18 protein-coding genes are annotated in these 17,177 nt (G+C 41.8%); 17 read left to right on the plus strand and 1 reads right to left on the minus strand.

Features of this window, described 5'->3' with window-relative positions; all coding sequences use genetic code 11:
* Positions 1–3: 3 nt before the first annotated feature.
* From P8F77_RS01305 to P8F77_RS01360, 12 genes are all read left to right on the plus strand, one after another.
* Positions 4–738, plus strand: coding sequence for an ABC transporter ATP-binding protein (locus tag P8F77_RS01305; protein ID WP_024728830.1), 735 nt, complete (start codon positions 4–6; stop codon positions 736–738).
* 290 nt (positions 739–1,028) lie between these two features.
* On the plus strand, positions 1,029–1,289 hold the full coding sequence (locus tag P8F77_RS01310; protein ID WP_024728829.1) for an HPr family phosphocarrier protein: 261 nt from the start codon (positions 1,029–1,031) through the stop codon (positions 1,287–1,289).
* Between the two features lie 6 nt (positions 1,290–1,295).
* Complete coding sequence (locus tag P8F77_RS01315; RefSeq protein WP_024728828.1) at positions 1,296–3,350, plus strand: transcription antiterminator; 2,055 nt, start codon at positions 1,296–1,298, stop codon at positions 3,348–3,350.
* On the plus strand, positions 3,347–4,054 hold the full coding sequence (locus P8F77_RS01320) for a phosphoenolpyruvate-utilizing N-terminal domain-containing protein (RefSeq protein WP_024728827.1): 708 nt from the start codon (positions 3,347–3,349) through the stop codon (positions 4,052–4,054). Before P8F77_RS01315 ends, P8F77_RS01320 begins: the two co-directional genes overlap by 4 nt.
* Positions 4,055–4,084: 30 nt before the next feature.
* Entirely contained in the window at positions 4,085–4,492 is a 408-nt protein-coding gene (locus P8F77_RS01325; RefSeq protein WP_024728826.1) for a hypothetical protein, read from the plus strand.
* 153 nt (positions 4,493–4,645) lie between these two features.
* The gene (locus tag P8F77_RS01330; protein ID WP_024728825.1) at positions 4,646–5,101 is read left to right on the plus strand and encodes a PTS sugar transporter subunit IIA; all 456 of its coding nucleotides are present in this window, start codon (positions 4,646–4,648) and stop codon (positions 5,099–5,101) included.
* Positions 5,102–5,116: 15 nt separating this feature from the next.
* On the plus strand, positions 5,117–5,416 hold the full coding sequence (locus P8F77_RS01335; RefSeq protein ID WP_024728824.1) for a PTS sugar transporter subunit IIB: 300 nt from the start codon (positions 5,117–5,119) through the stop codon (positions 5,414–5,416).
* Positions 5,417–5,457: 41 nt separating this feature from the next.
* Positions 5,458–6,885, plus strand: a complete 1,428-nt coding sequence (locus P8F77_RS01340; RefSeq protein WP_024728823.1) for a PTS transporter subunit IIC — start codon at positions 5,458–5,460, stop codon at positions 6,883–6,885.
* A 40-nt stretch (positions 6,886–6,925) separates the two neighbouring features.
* Positions 6,926–7,981 carry a 2-hydroxyacid dehydrogenase gene (locus P8F77_RS01345; RefSeq protein ID WP_024728822.1) on the plus strand — a complete coding sequence of 352 codons (1,056 nt, stop codon included), beginning with the start codon at positions 6,926–6,928 and terminating at the stop codon, positions 7,979–7,981.
* Positions 7,982–7,994: 13 nt separating this feature from the next.
* Complete coding sequence (locus tag P8F77_RS01350) at positions 7,995–8,675, plus strand: L-fuculose-phosphate aldolase (protein ID WP_024728821.1); 681 nt, start codon at positions 7,995–7,997, stop codon at positions 8,673–8,675.
* Between the two features lie 71 nt (positions 8,676–8,746).
* Positions 8,747–9,775 (plus strand): alcohol dehydrogenase catalytic domain-containing protein, encoded by a 1,029-nt coding sequence (locus P8F77_RS01355; protein WP_081723905.1) that lies wholly within the window; start codon positions 8,747–8,749, stop codon positions 9,773–9,775.
* A gap of 21 nt (positions 9,776–9,796) precedes the next feature.
* The gene (locus tag P8F77_RS01360; protein ID WP_024728819.1) at positions 9,797–10,969 is read left to right on the plus strand and encodes an iron-containing alcohol dehydrogenase; all 1,173 of its coding nucleotides are present in this window, start codon (positions 9,797–9,799) and stop codon (positions 10,967–10,969) included.
* 127 nt (positions 10,970–11,096) lie between these two features.
* On the opposite strand, the gene P8F77_RS01365 is transcribed toward P8F77_RS01360, so the two are convergent.
* The gene (locus P8F77_RS01365; protein ID WP_024728818.1) at positions 11,097–12,503 is read right to left on the minus strand and encodes an MATE family efflux transporter; all 1,407 of its coding nucleotides are present in this window, start codon (positions 12,501–12,503) and stop codon (positions 11,097–11,099) included.
* 120 nt (positions 12,504–12,623) lie between these two features.
* Here P8F77_RS01365 and P8F77_RS01370 point away from each other — a divergent pair, with 120 nt between their 5' ends.
* From P8F77_RS01370 to P8F77_RS01390, 5 genes are all read left to right on the plus strand, one after another.
* A complete protein-coding gene (locus P8F77_RS01370; protein ID WP_024728817.1) occupies positions 12,624–13,148 on the plus strand; it encodes a PadR family transcriptional regulator in 525 nt (174 codons plus the stop codon).
* Positions 13,149–13,176: 28 nt separating this feature from the next.
* Positions 13,177–13,446: a DUF3795 domain-containing protein gene (locus tag P8F77_RS01375; RefSeq protein WP_024728816.1), complete on the plus strand. Its 270-nt coding sequence runs from the start codon at positions 13,177–13,179 to the stop codon at positions 13,444–13,446.
* Between the two features lie 201 nt (positions 13,447–13,647).
* Positions 13,648–14,493, plus strand: a complete 846-nt coding sequence (locus tag P8F77_RS01380) for a class II fructose-bisphosphate aldolase (RefSeq protein WP_024728815.1) — start codon at positions 13,648–13,650, stop codon at positions 14,491–14,493.
* Positions 14,494–14,507: 14 nt separating this feature from the next.
* Positions 14,508–15,512 carry a Zn-dependent alcohol dehydrogenase gene (locus tag P8F77_RS01385; RefSeq protein WP_024728814.1) on the plus strand — a complete coding sequence of 335 codons (1,005 nt, stop codon included), beginning with the start codon at positions 14,508–14,510 and terminating at the stop codon, positions 15,510–15,512.
* Positions 15,513–15,533: 21 nt separating this feature from the next.
* Positions 15,534–17,168, plus strand: coding sequence for a PTS system mannose/fructose/sorbose family transporter subunit IID (locus P8F77_RS01390; protein ID WP_024728813.1), 1,635 nt, complete (start codon positions 15,534–15,536; stop codon positions 17,166–17,168).
* Positions 17,169–17,177 lie beyond the last annotated feature (9 nt).

Genomic DNA, 17,177 nt, shown 5'->3' on the forward strand with positions numbered 1-17,177 from the left:
AAAATGTCGGATTTGACTGTAACGGATGTTACGCTTGCATATGAGAATACAAATATAATAGAAGACATCAATATAGAGCTGCATGACAATGAGCTGGTCTGTCTGCTGGGAGCCAGCGGCGGAGGGAAGACGACTCTGTTTAATGTAATTTCCGGACTGAAAAAACCTGATCAGGGAAAAGTTATGCTGAACGGCAGGGATATTACCGGGCGGCCGGGGCATATCAGTTATATGCTTCAGAAAGATTTACTGCTTCCTTACCGGACGATTGAGGATAATGTAGCACTGCCGCTTTTGATTAAAGGTGAGAACAAAAAAACTGCCCGGCAAAAAGCCGGGGCACTCTTTCAGGAGTTTGGCCTTGAGGGCACTCAGGAAAAGTATCCAAAACAGCTTTCAGGAGGTATGCGTCAGAGGGCCGCACTGCTGAGGACCTATATGTTTTCTGAAGATGTGGCTTTGCTGGACGAACCTTTCAGTGCATTGGATACACTGACCAAAAGTGATATGCACCGGTGGTATCTGGATGTGATGGATAAGATCCATCTGTCTACGCTGTTTATCACCCATGATATTGATGAAGCAATTTTGCTTTCGGACAGGATTTATCTGCTGACCGGAAGGCCTGGGAGGATTACGGAAGAAATTGTGATCCGGGAGCCGAAGCCCCGGAGGAAGGATTTTAATCTGACGGAAGAATTTTTGGAGTATAAGAAAGATATATTAAAAAAACTTTAGACAGATATGATTATATTGATACAGGCCCTTGGAAAATATTATATATTGTTTTCCAAGGGTCATTTTTATAATCTAAATTAGAGAGATAACATATGTAAACGGATGCACTGGGGCTGCATCCGTATTTCATTTCTCAGGAGAAAGCTTGTTATCGTATGAAGGTTCCATTTTCAGTACAATATTTGCACAAAACAAGAAAAAAAGAGTGATATTAATTGCTATTTTCTGAAAATAATAATGAGAATATAATGAAATCACAGAGAAAAGTGAAACAGTCAGGAGGAGCAAACATGTACGAAAAGGAAATGATCATTAATAACAAAACAGGACTTCATGCCAGGCCGGCAACAGACTTATCTACATTATGTCAAGCTTATGAAAGTGATATAAAAATCAGGGCAGAAGACACGGAAATCGACGCCAAAAGTATTATCAGTATTTTGTCAGGGGGAATATGTAAAGGCACAAAAATCAAACTTGTAGTAAATGGAACAGATGAAAAAGAAGCAGGAGAAAAAATCAGTGAATTTATTGAAAATTTAAAGGAGTAGATTGCTTTGGAATTAAAAAGCAGACCGGCATATATTTTAAAAATTATACTGGAACAAAAAAAGGGTTATACTGTTGACCGCATTATTGAGAAACTAAATATTACAAAGAGAACATTTTACTATGACATTGAACTGATCAATGACTGGCTGCAAAGCAGAGGATTAGGGAAGCTGGAAATAAAGTCAAAAGTTATCTGTGTGAAATCAAAGAAAATTGAAATGTTGGAAGCTGAGATGAGAAAGAACGGAAGTTATTATTATTCCGTACAAGAGAGAAGAATACTGGAGCTTTTGATGATACTGCTGTCTGCTGAAGTTGTAACCATAGAGAAAATGCAGAACCTTTTTGATGTCAGCAAAAATACGATCCTAAAGGACATTAAAGAGTGGAAAAAAATTTTGGGGAACCAGGACATTTCCATAGCAAGTTCAATCAAGTTCGGATATGTACTCCAGGGAGAAGAATTTGCGATCAGAAAAATTGTTGGAAAGGAAATAAAGAAACTAAAAAATTTTCAGCCTAAAGATATTTTAAAAAAGTGGATGCAGAAATCTTTGGTTACGATAACCGGGGAGGACTATGATTATCTGGAGATCGCCAGATGTCTGATAAAGCAGTATGAACAAGACGAAAATATCAAACTGGTTTTGGAAAATGAAGAGCTGGAGTGCAGCATGATCCTGATTTCCTGGATCAGAAGCATGGATGGTTACACGATGAATCTTCATACAGAAGAAAAGGTGACTTTAGTTGAGACAAAGCCGTATCAATCGCTGAAACAGAGTTTTGAAAAATTAAAAGTTTATAACTTAGAAATTCCTGAATCGGAAATATATTATATTGCAACGCTCTTGTTAGGGATAAAGGTTGCACAGTTTGTGTCTCAGGATCAGGAAGATTTGTATATTTCTAATTTTACAAAGGCGCTTGTTGTAAATTTTGAACGGATTGCGTGTATTTCTTTTGATAATAAAGACCGCTTAATGACAAGATTAAAAGGGCATATCAGACCATTGTATTATAGATTGAAATATGGAGTTCAATCGACAAATCCGCTGGTACAGGACGTTATGAGAATGTATCCCGAAATATATGATTTCACTGGGAAAGCAGTGAGAGAGATGAAAGATGACCTTGCCAAAATGTTAACATCAGATGAGATCGCATACTTAACAATCTATTTTATAAGCGATGAGAAGTATCAGACAATCCAAAAGAAAAGCAGCGTCTCTAAGGTCTTAGTACTCTGCGCAGATGGAATGGCAACCTCAACTTTGGTAAAAGAACAGCTGAAAACACTGTTTGGCAGTACCGCCGATATTAAATTGGGCATTATTTCTGAAGCTAAAAAATATAATCTGGACGATTTTGCACTGATCATTTCCACGGGATATTCAGAGCTGCTGACACACCGGAAAAATATTGTGTTCACCAATGTTATTTTGGAGGATACTGATAAGAAAAAAATTATCCAGGTCATGAATCAGTGCGGGGTCATCGGTGAGTATAACAAAACAATTCAAAGAATTATATCGGCGGCCATTCGGAGTACAAATGGTATTGTTGATGAAAATGAACTATATTTTGACGTGCTGCGGATATTATTTGAATCTGATAACAGAAAGATAGACAAAAAATTAAATTCCATTGCAGATTATATTCAAAATGAAAGGTATAGCGTACTGTCTGCACACAGCACCAAAGAAGAGCTGCTCATGCTGGGATGCCAGAAAGCGGTTGGAGAAAAAGCGTGGAAGCGGCTGTATAACAGGTTATGCAATATGATGAACCATAACAAAATAAAATTTTATGAAATTTCTCAGGATGTTGTAATACTCCATTGTCCCATGCGCGGAGATTTAAATGTAGAAATAAATTATGAAATTGTTGTTTCAGAAGAAAGGATAAAAATATCTGAAGAGATAAAAGGGAAGATATTTATTTTCTTTGTCACCGTAGATCAGAATACACATTTCCCTGTGCTGGAAGGTATTTATCGTTACTGTGAGAGTGAAAAGGGGAAAAGTTTTATCAATGCTATGAAAGGAGTTAAAAAGTGAAAAAACTGAGAGGAGTTGGAGGTGCTGAAGGAAAAGCTGCGGGCACCATTCTGGTTTTAAACGAGTTGAAATATGAAGTTAAAGCTGAAAAGACTGACGATGCTGAATATGAAATCAGCCGCTTTGAAACTGTAAGAAAAGAATATAAGGAGGAGCTGAAACAACTGTATAGAGAGGCGGAGGTTTCAGCAGGGGAAGAGCCTGCAAACATTTTCCTGGCTTATATTGAAATGGTAAATGATGATGCTTTTTTTCAGAAAATTATCAAGAGGGTACAAAATGAAAAACGGAACCTGGTTTATATTTTGGAAGAGGAGAAAACAGCAGCAGCGGCACTATTTAAAAGTATGGATGATCCATATATGCGGGAGAGGGGGACTGACATCGAAAATGTCTGTAATGCTTTGATCAGGAAGATGGAAGGATTAAATTCTCCGATGGATCAGGTTGAAAAATTAAAAGAAGATGTTGTGATTGTCGCTGCAGATCTGACACCCGAAGATATGATCCGGATGGACACAACATATGTAAAGGGCTTTGTAACTGAAAGAGGAGGGAACACATCTCATACGGTGATCCTTGCAAAAGCATTAGGGATACCGGCTGTTGTGGGTGTGAAAAATATATTGGATGAAGCCGGTTCTAAAACTAATATTTATATGGATGGCGGTGAAGGCACGATAATTATAGATCCGGATCAGTAGTTATCGGACATCCTTTGAGAGGAGGTTTCTATGGAAAAAAGGTGCATATACTGTGGACAGCCGATCACCAAAAAGCCGGCAGCTGTTTGGCTGAAAAGGGAAAAAGAAGAAGTCCAGTGCTGCAGTATGGACTGTTGTAACAAAACGTCCAGATTTATTAAGTGGGATAATGCATCAAGGCTTAAAGCATATGTAATCATTGGAATATGTGCTGCTGTCAATTTAATAAACATCGGTTTGTCGATGAAAGGCTGGTGGACACATATACCGCTGGTCATCATAGGGATTTGTTTATGTAAGTGGCCGCTGGTATTTATGCATTTTCATAACTATGAAAGATTTGGAATATGGAAAACGCTCAAGTATGTTCGTTTTGCAGCAGGGGCGCTTATTGTGTTTGGAGCAGTTATTACGGTATGGGATATGTCCTTCTTATAAAACAGGTATAAAAAATGTAAAATCAGTGAAATAAAAAGTGAAAAAAACTGCTCTTTTTGTTAAAAAACATCAGTGTTATAGTATATTTAGAAATTAAGTTATCGGTAACTAAATATTCTATTAAAATCTAAAAATAGAAAGAGGTGACAATTTTTGAGGCTGCTAGATGAAGAACTTGTAATTTTGGATGCAGATGTTAAAACGGCAGAAGACTGTATTCGGCTCGGAGGAACGATTTTTTATGAAAAAGGGTATGTAAAAGATGGATATACACAGGCAGTGATAGACCGGGAGAAAGTATATCCCACCGGTTTGCCCGGAAAAGGAGTGGCGATTGCGATTCCTCATACAAATAATACATATGTAAATAAACCGGCAGTAGGTGTCATCGTACCCAGAGAACCTGTAAGATTTTGTGCAATGGGAACAAAAGATGTGTGGCTGGATTGTGAAGTGATTATTCCTCTGGTAATCAAAGATTCGGATATGCAGATCAGTATGCTGAAGCAGATGATGAAGATCATTCAAAACGGAGAGCTGTTGAAGAAGATCAGGGATTCTAAAGACAGATCAGAAATCCTGGATTGTTTAAAAATCTTAGAAGATTAGAAAGGAAGAGAAATTATGAGAGCAATAAAAGTATTATCAGTGTGCGGTTCAGGAACAGTGAGTTCAGCAATGCTTTCTTCAAAATTAGCAGATATATTTGAGGAAAAAGGATATGAGATGGAAGCTACGGAAGTGAGTCCCGGAGGAGTTCCGGGTGCCATGCAGGGAGGCGGTTATGACCTGATCGTTTACACAAGCCCTGTGGAAGGAAACTACGGAGTTCCCATTTTGAATGCCACAGGTTTCCTTGTGGGCATTAATGAAGAAGAATTTATTGAAGAATTAATGCAGGAGGTAGAGAGTCTGGAACTGTAGTTTTGAAAGGCGGGAAAACATTCATACGAGGAGGTTGAAATATGTGGGATACACTGAAACTGTTTTTTGATACATTCGGAAACTATATAACAGTGCCGATTATCATATTTATTATTTGTTTAATATTCAAAGCACCGGTAAAAAAGGCTTTTATGTCTGCTGTGCTGATCGGTGTCGGTTTGAAAGGTATGGCGTTTATAACCAGTGCGTTTGGCAGCGTATTATCAGCGTTAGTAACAAAACTGATCGAGCAGACGGGAATCAATCTGCCGGCGCTGGATGTAGGGTGGCAGGCCGTTGCTTCGGTAGCTTATTCCACTGACATTGGGATGATGTTTATCGGAGTCGGGCTGATCTTCCAGATTGTAATTTTCCTGGTAAAGATTACAGATATCTTTCAGCCGTCGGATCTGTGGAATAATTACTCAATCATCGTGTGGGGATCGCTGTTATACCAGATCAAAGGAAACCTTGTGATGGCATTTGTTCTTATGCTTTTTGTCAATTTGGTTGTCTTGCTGCTTGCAGAGATTGTCCAAAAGCGATGGTCTACATACTATCATTATCCAGGCTGTGCAATGATAGCGCCGCATCATATGGGGGATGTACCTCTGTACTTAGCCTTAGACTTTGCACTTGGGAAACTGGGAGCAGATAAGATTAATTTAAGACCGGATGCAATTAAGAAGAAAATCGGATTTCTGGGCGAACCAATGTATGTAGGCCTGATCGTAGGACTGATTCTTGGAATCGTCGGAAATATATCGACTTTAAATGAGATGACTTCATGGGGACAGGTTGCAGATGTTGCGGTGACCTGTTCAGCAGTAATGGCAATCTTTCCAAAGATTGCGGGATTGTTTGCCTCAGGATTTACTGTCATTACGGATTACTCAAGAAAGGCATTAAAGAAATCAAAGTATGGAAAGGACCGGGAGTTTATCGTCGCAGTAAATGATGCACTGGGATATGGAGAAGCGGCTACATTGACAACAGGCTTGTTAGTTATCCCGGTGGCCCTTCTGTTAGCCTTCATTTTGCCTGGAAATATCGTTCTTCCGGTAATGGTATTGCCCTCTCTTCCATATATGGTAGAAGTTCCGGTATCTCTGTCAAACGGCAACATCTTTAAATCCTGGATTGCAGCCTGTATTGTGTTCTGCGCAAAGCTGTTAATGGCATCCTCCTGGGCAGCCGTATTTACAGACATCGCAGTAAATGCCGGATATGAAGTGACTGCAGGAACTGTATTAATTATCGGATTTATTCTGTCAAACTGTACGGCAGGGCTTATTACATACGCATTCCTGACCATGAATCCGATCATTATTGGAGCGGTCATAGCTGTCTATCTTTTGTGTTTCGTATTATTTAAGAAAAATAAACAAAGAGTATGGGATTATTTAGAATCTAATGCTATGGGAGGAGCACAGGCAGCCGCCGGAGCATCGGGCGGAGAAACTGCATAAGACCCAGTGCGGATGATACTTTGAAACGAAAGGGGAAATTATGAAGATTGCAGTAGTAGGGGATATCATCGTGAGCAGCGGATTGCTGGCAGAAGCCGCAAAAAGCCTGAACATTGATGATGAACCGGAAATTAAAGAAATTGTTTGGAAAGCAGATGACCGAAAGGATTTTCAGAAAAAGGCTTTAAACATAGAAACAAAGGGGCCGGAGGCAGAAGAGATTCCAGAAGAACTTTATACCGAAATAGAAGATGCAGATATTCTGCTGGTACATTTCTGTCCCGTTCCGAAAAAATTAATTGAGAGGGCTCAAAATCTAAAGCTGATTGGAACATGCCGCGGGGGACTGGAGCATGTAGATGTGGAAGCCGCAACTGAAAAAAATATTCCGGTGGTGCATGTGATAAGAAATGCGGAAGCAACTTCAGATTTTGCGGTCGGCTTAATGTTTGCTGAGACAAGAAACATTGCAAGAGCCCACGCAGCAATGAAACAGGGCATCTGGAGAAAAGAGTATGTTAATTCAGCATATACCACTGCAATGAGAGAAATGACAGTAGGGATCATAGGGCTGGGACATATCGGACGTTTAGTGGCGGAAAAAGCCGCCGGGATCGGCATGAAAATCATCGCTTATGATCCATTTGTGACTCAGGATGCCATGAATGCCAAAGGCATTGCTGTAACAATGAAAGAGAAAGAAGAAGTGTTCAGAGAAGCGGATATTATATCACTTCATTTAAGGGTAACACCGGAGACTGAAAACAGTATTAATGAAGAAGTTATCAGTCTTATGAAACCGACGGCGTATCTGATCAACACATCCAGAGCGAAGGTCTTAGATAAAGGGGCATTTATTGAGGCATTAGAAAATAAACGGATCGGCGGAGCGGCATTAGATGTGTATTGGAATGAACCGCTGGATAAGGACGATCCGCTTCTGAAACTGGATAATATTACTTTAACGCCGCATAACGCCGGAAATGTTGTCGATGCCCTCCCAAAATCTCCAAAACTACTGGTAGACACGATTAATCGTTTTTGGGAGACAAAAACCAGTGATATGATAGTCAATTTAAACGAGATCACATTTTAAAAAGGGGAACAATATGTTATTAAAAAAAGAAAGAGAATTGGTAGTCGAGTACGGCAAAAAAATGAGTGCAGCCGGTCTCAGCAAGGGGACAAGCGGAAATATCAGTATATATAATGCAGAAGAAAAGATGATGGCAATCAGTCCATCCGGCGTAGGTTATTTTGAAACTGCCCCGGAGGATGTCGTTGTGATGGATTTAGAAGGAAATGTCGTTGAAGGTGATAAAAAGCCTTCCAGTGAATGGGGGCTGCACACAGTTTTTTATGTAAATAAACCGGATGCAAGGGCAGTCGTACATACACATTCTGCTTATTGTACAACATTTGCATGTCTGAATATGCCGATTAAGGCCTTGCATTATGTCATCGGAGGTGCGGGAACGTCGATGGTACCGTGTGCACCATACTGTACATTCGGAACTCCGGAGCTTGCGGAGGTAGCGATCAAAGCCTGCGGAAAGGGGAAAGCTGTTTTACTTGCAAATCATGGGCTTTTGACTTGCGGACCCGGAATTGAAAAAGCATTTGGTCTGGCAGTGAATATGGAATTTTGTGCGGAAATGCAGTATCGGGCAATGTCAGTCGGTGAACCGGTTGTTTTAAGTGACGAAGAAATGAACGTGGTTATGGAGAAATTCAAATCATATGGACAGCCAAAAAAAGGCAAAGAAGATCAGACATCCAATTGTTACTGATGTTTCAATCCCGGTTTCCGCTTTTGGAGCCGGGATTTCCAATTTAATTTAAGGAGGAGCAGAGTCCCGGAATGAAAATGAGAAGAGCAGTTTTGTATGAACAGGAGGATCTTCGGATTGAAGAATGTGAGGTTCCTGAAATCGGAGAAGGAGATGTTTTAGTAAAAAACAAGATCTCTGCCACGTGTGGGACGGATGTAAAAATATATAAGAGGGGATATCCTTTATTGAAACCACCGCATCCATTCGGACATGAATACTCGGGAGTGATTGCCGCAGTGGGGAAAAAGGTTAAGAATTTTAAAGAGGGAGACCGGGTAGCTGTGCACAATACAGCCCCATGTAATCATTGTTATTTCTGTAAAAAGGGATTTCCTTCTATGTGCGAAGACATGTTATTTAACAGAGGGACCTATGCAGAATATGTAAAAGTACCGGAGAGAATTGTAGAACAGAATATGTTTTTGCTTGATGATTCGATTTCTCATAAGAGTGCTTCCCTGATGGAGCCATTTTCCTGTGCTGTATATGGAATAGAAGAATGCCCCATTCACTTAGGTGATGTAGTAGCGGTAAACGGTGCGGGTCCGATCGGTTTGATGTTTGCGAGGCTTGCAGTGTTAAAAGGCGCTCATGTTATTGTTACGGATAAGGCACAAAATCGATTGGAGCTTGCAAAGAAGCTGGGGGTTCATGAGATATTAAATATTACAGATATTGAGGACAGCGCATATGCAGTAAAAGCGATGACAGAAGGAGGCAGGGGAGCGGATATTGTAATTGAGGCTACCGGCCTGATCAATGTATGGGAAAGCAGTGTTAAGATGGCAAGGAAAGCCGGGTTTGTTCTTTTATTCGGCGGAACAAAGGAAAAAAGCATCCTTTCGATTGATGCAACTCTTCTGCACTATTCACAAGTAACGGTCAAAGGTGTATTTCACACAACCCCGAGACATGTTCGAACTGCGTTGGAGTTGTTAAAAATGGGAGTGATCCAAAGTGATGATTTTATTCAAAAGGAGTATCCGCTTGAGAAACTGGAAGAGGCGATACTTGAACATGCGGCCCAAAAAGTAATTAAAAATTGTATTGTTTACTAGGCAGAAAAGGATGGTGATAACATGTATTCTATAAAATTAGGGTGCGAAAAAATTTACTGGGGGAAGAACGCTGTACAACAGCTTAAGACACTGGAAGGACCAAGAAAAAGAGCATTTATTGTCATGAGCGGAAATGTTCTTATAGATGTCGGCTCCTATAAAAAAGTTACGGATGTTTTAGAAGAAGCCGGTTTTGAATACGAGGCCTACACAGAAGTTGAACCGGAGCCAAGTTTTCATACAATTTTAAAGGGTGCAGAAAAGATGAAGACTTTTGAACCGGACTGGATTATAGGATTTGGCGGCGGATCAGCAATGGATGCAGCAAAAGCTATGTGGGTGTTTTATGAGAATCCTGCCTATCGAACACTGGAGGAGACAATGCCTCCGAATATCATAGAGAATTTAAGAGTGAAAGCAAAAGTCTGCTGTATTGCCACATCTGCCGGAACAGGAAGTGAGGCAACCAGAGCAGCTTTAATTAAGGATATTGAACAAAAGAAAAAATATTCTGTCAGAGACATGAATGGAAGACTGGTTCCGGATGCAGCTGTTTTAGATCCTGAATTTACGGCAACGATGCCTAAGAGTTTAACGGCAGCTTCCGGAATGGATGCCCTGACACATGCAATAGAATCTTATGTAACGCCAACTGCAAATCCATTTTCAAAGGCAATGTCCCTGGCCGCTTTTCTTTATGGATATAAGAGTCTGGAAAAAGTGTACGAAAATCCGGAAGATGAAAATGCAGGGGCAGAGATGTTGGCCGCATCCTGCATGGGAGGAATCGCATTCTCTAATTCTGGATTAGGAATTGTTCATGGGATTGCTCATTCTTTCGGGGCGGAATATGGAGTGCCCCATGGGCTTGCCAATGCGATTGTACTTCCATACGGATTGGAATATAACAGTCGGAATGATGAAGTTAAAAAAATGTACGACGAACTTGCAGGATTTATAGGAAAAAAATCATTGGCGGATGCGATTGCCGAGCTGAGCGAGAAAATAGATATTCCAAAAACAATGAAAGAAAAAGTACAGGAAGACACTTTTATTAAGAATTTGGATAAATTAACAGAAAAAGCAATGAGTGACGTGGCAACGCCATTTAATCCGATTCAGCCAACGGCAGAAGAGATGAAGGAATTAATTCTTAAGGTATACTATGGGAAAGATACTGTGAACAGCTTGTAAAGGCTTAGTTTCATATTTTGTCAAAGCTAACCTTTGAGATCAATTGATTTCAGAGGTTAGCTTTTTGAAAGAAAATCTTTAAAAATTCGTCAAACCGCATGGAAACGGGGATTTTGTGCGGACAGCATTAAGACTCATATTTTATATTGTCTGGCTGGGGACTCCTGTTTACTTGGGCAGTAACGTCTGCTGTACTCTTAAGTTCCTTATGAAGGTGCAGAGCCATAAATACTGTAATAACCCCAGAGATAACATCAGCAATCGGCTGAGCATAAAGAATTCCGCTGATACCCCAAAGTGCCGGGAAAATAAAGATGACAGGGACAAAGCAGATTCCCTGCCTGCATGCACCCAGGATAAAACCTTCCTTTGCTTTTCCCAGAGCAAGGAAAAGGGATGAATATACCGTATAGAAACCAAAGAGCAGAAAAGATAAACCGTTTGCCCGCAGTGCCTTTTGGCCGGCACGGATCATTTCCATATCTCCTTCTGTGAATCCTGAAATGATAGATGAGGAAAACGAAGCCGCAGCTGCCCCAAAGATTACGCAGAATATTGTGGACCATATAATAGAAGTTTTGACCGCTTCATGTAAGCGGTCATATTTTTTTGCCCCATAGCTGAATCCTGCAATTGGCTGAAAGCCTTTGATAAATCCGAAGACCATGAGACTTGCCATAGAAATAACCCTTGTTACCACACCCATAGCGGCGATGACGGAATCCCCGTATACTTTCGTCTGTTTGTTGATCAGTGCGATGGAAAGACTGGTCAGCAGCTGAAAGATCAGGGTAGGAATCCCTATTTTCATGATTTCCGATATCATTTTTTTAGAAAAACAGCAGTCTTTTATTTTGAAATCAAATACACTTTTCTTTCTGAATACATAACATAAATACACAGCGGTAGAAACTATTTGTGAGATGGCCGTAGCGATTGCAGCACCGGCCACGCCCAGATCCAGGACATAAATGAAGATGGGGTCTAAAATAATATTCAGAGCAGCACCTGTCAGCAGGGCACACATCGTTGTCTTAGCGGACCCTTCATTGGTGACAATATTATTCATTGTCACATTAAAAACGTTGAAGATAGATGAGACAATATAGATGCCTGTATAAGTGACTGCATAGGGCATTATGCTTTTGGTTGCTCCAAGCAACTTTAAAATCGGATTCAGAAAAATCACCGTACAAATAATTAAGACTGCACCTGCAGCCACACTGCTGTAGAGAGCTGTACTGGCGACTTTGTTGGCAGTATCTTTTTCTTCGCGTCCCAGCAGTCTGGAAACATAGGATGCGGCTCCGTTTCCGAATAACAGGCCCAGTCCTACCACCGCCTGTCCGAGGGGAAAGGCAACGGAGATTGCGCCCATCTGGCTGGTTCCCAGCCCTCCCACAAAGTAAGCATCTACCAGGTTGTATAAGGCATTGATCATCATGCCGATCATAGTCGGCAGCCCCATGGCTAAAAGTGCTTTCGGTATCGGAGCACCTCCTAACAGTTCCATCTTTTTGTTTTGTTCATTCATAATGAACTCTCCTTTCTGTTGACATGAAATATAAAATATACTACTATAAATTATAGCAAGTAAATAGTGAATCACATACTACTATAAATTATAGTAGTTGTCAAGCAAAAGGGGGAAATCATGGCAACCATTGATCTTATCGTGCTGGGAATCTTGAAGAAGGAATCTTTAAGTGCCTACGATATTCAAAAGATCGTAGAGTACCGCAATATATCCAAATGGGTGAAGATCAGTACACCTTCTATTTACAAAAAAGTCATCCAGCTGGAGAAAAAAGGATTTATGAAAGGCGATATTGTAAAAGAAGGAAATATGGCGGAAAAGACGGTTTATTCTTTGACGGAGCAGGGCGAGAAGCAATTTGAAAAGCTCATGCTGGAGATCGCTTCAAAACCTGTCCGAATATTTCTCGACTTTAATGCCGTCATTGTAAATCTGGACAGTCTGCCGAAGGAAAAACAGAAATCCTGTTTGACAGAGATTGAGAATAACATGAAGACTTTAAAAGGATATATCGAAGAAAATGTAAGCCTGAAAGAACATCTGCCGGAGATTCCGAAAACAGGAATGGCTGTTTTAGAGCAGCAGCTTATCTTGGCACAGGCGCTGGAAACATGGATTGAGGAACTGAAAGAAACTCTTTAACTGAAAGAAAAATTTAGGAGGGTAAGTTATGTTTGAATCAAGATGCGGTGTCTGCTGCAATTCATGTGAACGAAAGGAGCAGGTTCACTGTAAAGGATGCACAGAAATGAAACAGCCGTTTTGGGGCGGTGAGTGCGGGGTGAAGTCCTGCTGTGAGAAAAAAGGATTCGACCACTGCGGAGTCTGTCCGGATTTCCCGTGTGAGATGCTTTCTGCTATGGGCGTGGAAGAGGGATTTGATCCGGAACCTAAGATTACGCAGTGCAGGATTTGGGCGGGAGAGAGTACTGTTAAGTAAACAACAGAATATGAGAATGACCTTAAGCCAGAAGATTTTTCATCTTCTGGCTTAAAAACTGTTTACAAAATGTAAAAATAGTTGTATAATACATTCGAAAGTACAAACGTCCGTACATTATAACGTTAGGATAAAATGATGGGAGGTGAACAAATAGAATTTTAAAACAAAAGGCAGAAGTCAATATTTGAGGAGGTTAAGATGTATACAAATTTGAAGAAGGTTCTGAAAAAAGCGGATGAACTGAACATGGCAGTGGGGGCGTTTAATACCCACAGTCTGGAAATGCTTCCAGCCATTATCCTGGCGGCGAAAGAACAGGGGACTCCGGTGATCATTCAGACGAGTGTCGGAACGGCCAAATATGTGGGGCACAAGAATCTGGTATCTGTGTGCAGGGCCATGTCGGAGGAAGCAGGAATTGACGTGGTGCTTCATTTGGACCATGCAAAAGAGTATGATGATATAAAAGAGGCGATTGATGCCGGTTACAGTTCTGTCATGTTTGACGGATCATCCCTGCCGCTGAAAGAAAATATTTTAAAGACACAGCAGATCATTGAATATGCAGGGAAATTTGATGTCTCTGTGGAGGCGGAACTGGGGATCGTCGGGGGAACAGAGGACGGAGTAGCAGTGTCAGAGGCGGAGGTGCGCTATACAGACCCAAAAGAAGCAGTGGACTTTGTGAAGAAGACAGGGATTGATGCACTGGCAGTGGCAATCGGCACGAATCACGGACAGTATAAGTCCAAGACAAACATTAACTTTGAAAGGCTGAAAGAAATTAAAGAGGCGGTAGATCTTCCTCTGGTTATTCACGGCGGGACCGGAGTAAAGGATGAGGACGTGAGACGGGTAATCGATCTTGGAATCAGGAAATTTAATGTGGGAACAGAACTTCTGGTCACCTGGACGAAAAAGTCCAAAGAGCTTTTTGGACAGACCTCGGAAAGCAGTTCTCTGAGAAATAATGTAGTGCCGTGTATCGAAGCAGTCAACCAGGTAGTACAGAGGAAAATAGAACTCTTTAAAAATCTCAATTAAGGCGGGTGATGCATATGAGAGCAGGATATTATACAGGGGATCGGACCTATGAAGTGAGAGAAGTACCTGACCGGGAACCGGAAGATGATGAAGTGAAAATCGAAGTGGCATGGTGCGGCCTGTGCGGCACAGACATACATAAATTTGAAGGGAAAAACGGGGCCAGTCCGGTGATACCGCCGATTATTCTCGGACATGAGTGTTCCGGGATTGTGACAGCCGTCGGACCGAAGGTTAAGTATTTTAAACCCGGAGACAGGGTGGCGGCAGATCCCAGTTACGGATGCGGGAAATGTATTTACTGCCAGCAGGGGCTTCCGAATTTCTGTTTTGAAAGGCACGGTGTGGCAAAAGGATTTTCTGACTATGTGTACCCTCCGGAGCAGAACGTCTATAAAGTGTCGGAGAAGCTGGATCTTAAAAATGCGGCATTCGCAGAGCCTTTGTCCTGTGTGATCCACGGACTGGATCTGATTCAGATCCGAAGCGGCTCGGCAGTGGTAATTTACGGTCTGGGCTCTATCGGAAGCCTGATGCTTCAGATGGTGAAACTCTCGGGGGCCTCTGTCATCATCGTGGTTGAGAGGGAGAAAGAGAAACAGCAGCTGGCTCTTGAGCTGGGAGCCGATTATGCAGTGGATGACAAAGAAATAGAAAAGCTGGCTGAGACATTTAATATTGACTATGTTATCGAATGTATCGGATTAAAATCAACCATGGAGCAGTCTCTGAAGATTGCGGGAAAAAATGCCAAGGTACTGCTGTTTGGACTCGGAGATCCGGATGAGCCGGTTTCCATGAACCAATTTGAGGCGTATACGAAGGAACTCAGCATCTATACTTCTTATTTAAATCCAAACACAACGAAACGGGCGGTGGCGCTTTTAGAAAGCGGAAAGCTTGATACCGATACAATCATCAGTGCCAGCCTTGATCTGGAAGAGATGGGTGAGGAGCTGAAAACACAGAGGTATGCAAAGAAAGGGAAAGTGATGGTCCGCTTAAGCGGAAAACATTAATCGGAAAGAGGAGGATTTAAGATGGTAATTTCAGCAATTTTAGTAGCTTTGCTGGCAACAATGGGGCAGTGGTGGTTTTTTGGTCCGGTGACAAAATGTCTGGTGTACCCACTGACGACAGGGCTGCTGACCGGTATTTTTATGGGAGATCCGATGACAGGTATGCTCGCGGGTGCTAACATACAGCTGATCTATCTGGGATGGATTTCCGCAGGGGGAACCATGCCTAGCAATACGATCGTTGCAGGGATCTTTGGTACAGCCATGACGATTCTATCAGGCGCGAGCCCGACGATGGCAGTGACATTTGCCATCCCGTTCAGTATGTTTGGCCTTTTACTGAATCAGGTTTATATGACTGTGAACTCTTTCTGGATTCACAGGGCTGATGTTATGCTGGAAAACGGGAATATCAGAGGAGTGCGGCTTATGAATTTTGTCCCGTCCTTTCTGGTGGCCTTTGCGCTGTATGGGATTCCTGCCTTTGCGCTCGTGATGTCCGGGAAAACATGGGGTACTGCTTTGATTAATACCATTCCCAAGAGCCTTGTAACTGCGCTGCAGGTAGTCGGAGGGATCATGCCTGCACTTGGAATCGCCATGCTTTTAAACTATCTTGGAAAGAAAAAGCTGGTTCCGTATTTCTTTGCCGGATTTTTCCTGACGATCTACTTAAAACTGGATATTATGGCCGTTGCGATTTTTGCGGCAATCATTGCAATTATCATGTTTATGGCCGATAATAAAAAGGAAGAAAAAACGAAGAAAGTGAAGCGCCTCACGCTGAAGAAAAATGAAGAGCGCACTGATTATGCAGAGGAAACAGAAGCGAGGGATTATCAGAAAAAACTGTCAAAAAGAGATCTTGTAAAGACATGGCTGGCCACCACCAGCACAGAGGCATGCTATAACTATGAACGGCTGCAGGCCCTGGGAATCGCCAATCTGATGATCGGGCCGGTCAAACGCCTGTACGAATCCAATGAAGAGCGGGTCAGAGAGCTGAAAAAGTATATGGTATTTTATAACTCAGAAGTCTTTACTATCGGGCCGATCATTAACGGGATCACGGTTTCTATGGAGGAGGCCAGAGCCAACGGGGAAAGTGTTTCGGCAGAAGACATCAATTCCGTCCGCACCGGACTCATGGGACCCGTAGCCGGTATCGGAGACACCGTTATGCAGGGAATCCTGTTTCCTATTTTAGCGGGTATCGGCTGTACGATGGCGCTGGACCGGAATTATGTCGGACCGGTATTTTTTACAGTATTGTTTGAGATCCTGATTTTTACATGCGGATATTTCATGTTTATGAATGGCTACAAATACGGAAAATCTACTCTGTTGAAAATCCTTAAAAACGGGGTGATTGATAAGGTGACCAATGCCTTCAGCATTGTGGGACTCATGGTTGTGGGGTGCATGGCTTCCACAAGAATTACAGTGAATACTCCGTTTAAGATTGCCGTGGGCAGCGGTGTGGTAAAGTTTCAGGAGATTTTAAACTCCCTTCTTCCAGGACTCATTCCTTTAGCTATCACCCTGATTGTATGGAAACTTGTTTCAAAGAAGATCAACGTCACTTGGATCGTTATCGGCATCTTCATTGTAGGAATTGCGGCATCTTATCTGGGGCTGCTTGGATTTGTGGGATAGAGGGATGCC

It is taken from the genome of Anaerostipes sp. PC18, assembly GCF_039789045.1.
GTDB classification, from domain to species: Bacteria; Bacillota; Clostridia; order Lachnospirales; family Lachnospiraceae; genus Anaerostipes; species Anaerostipes hominis.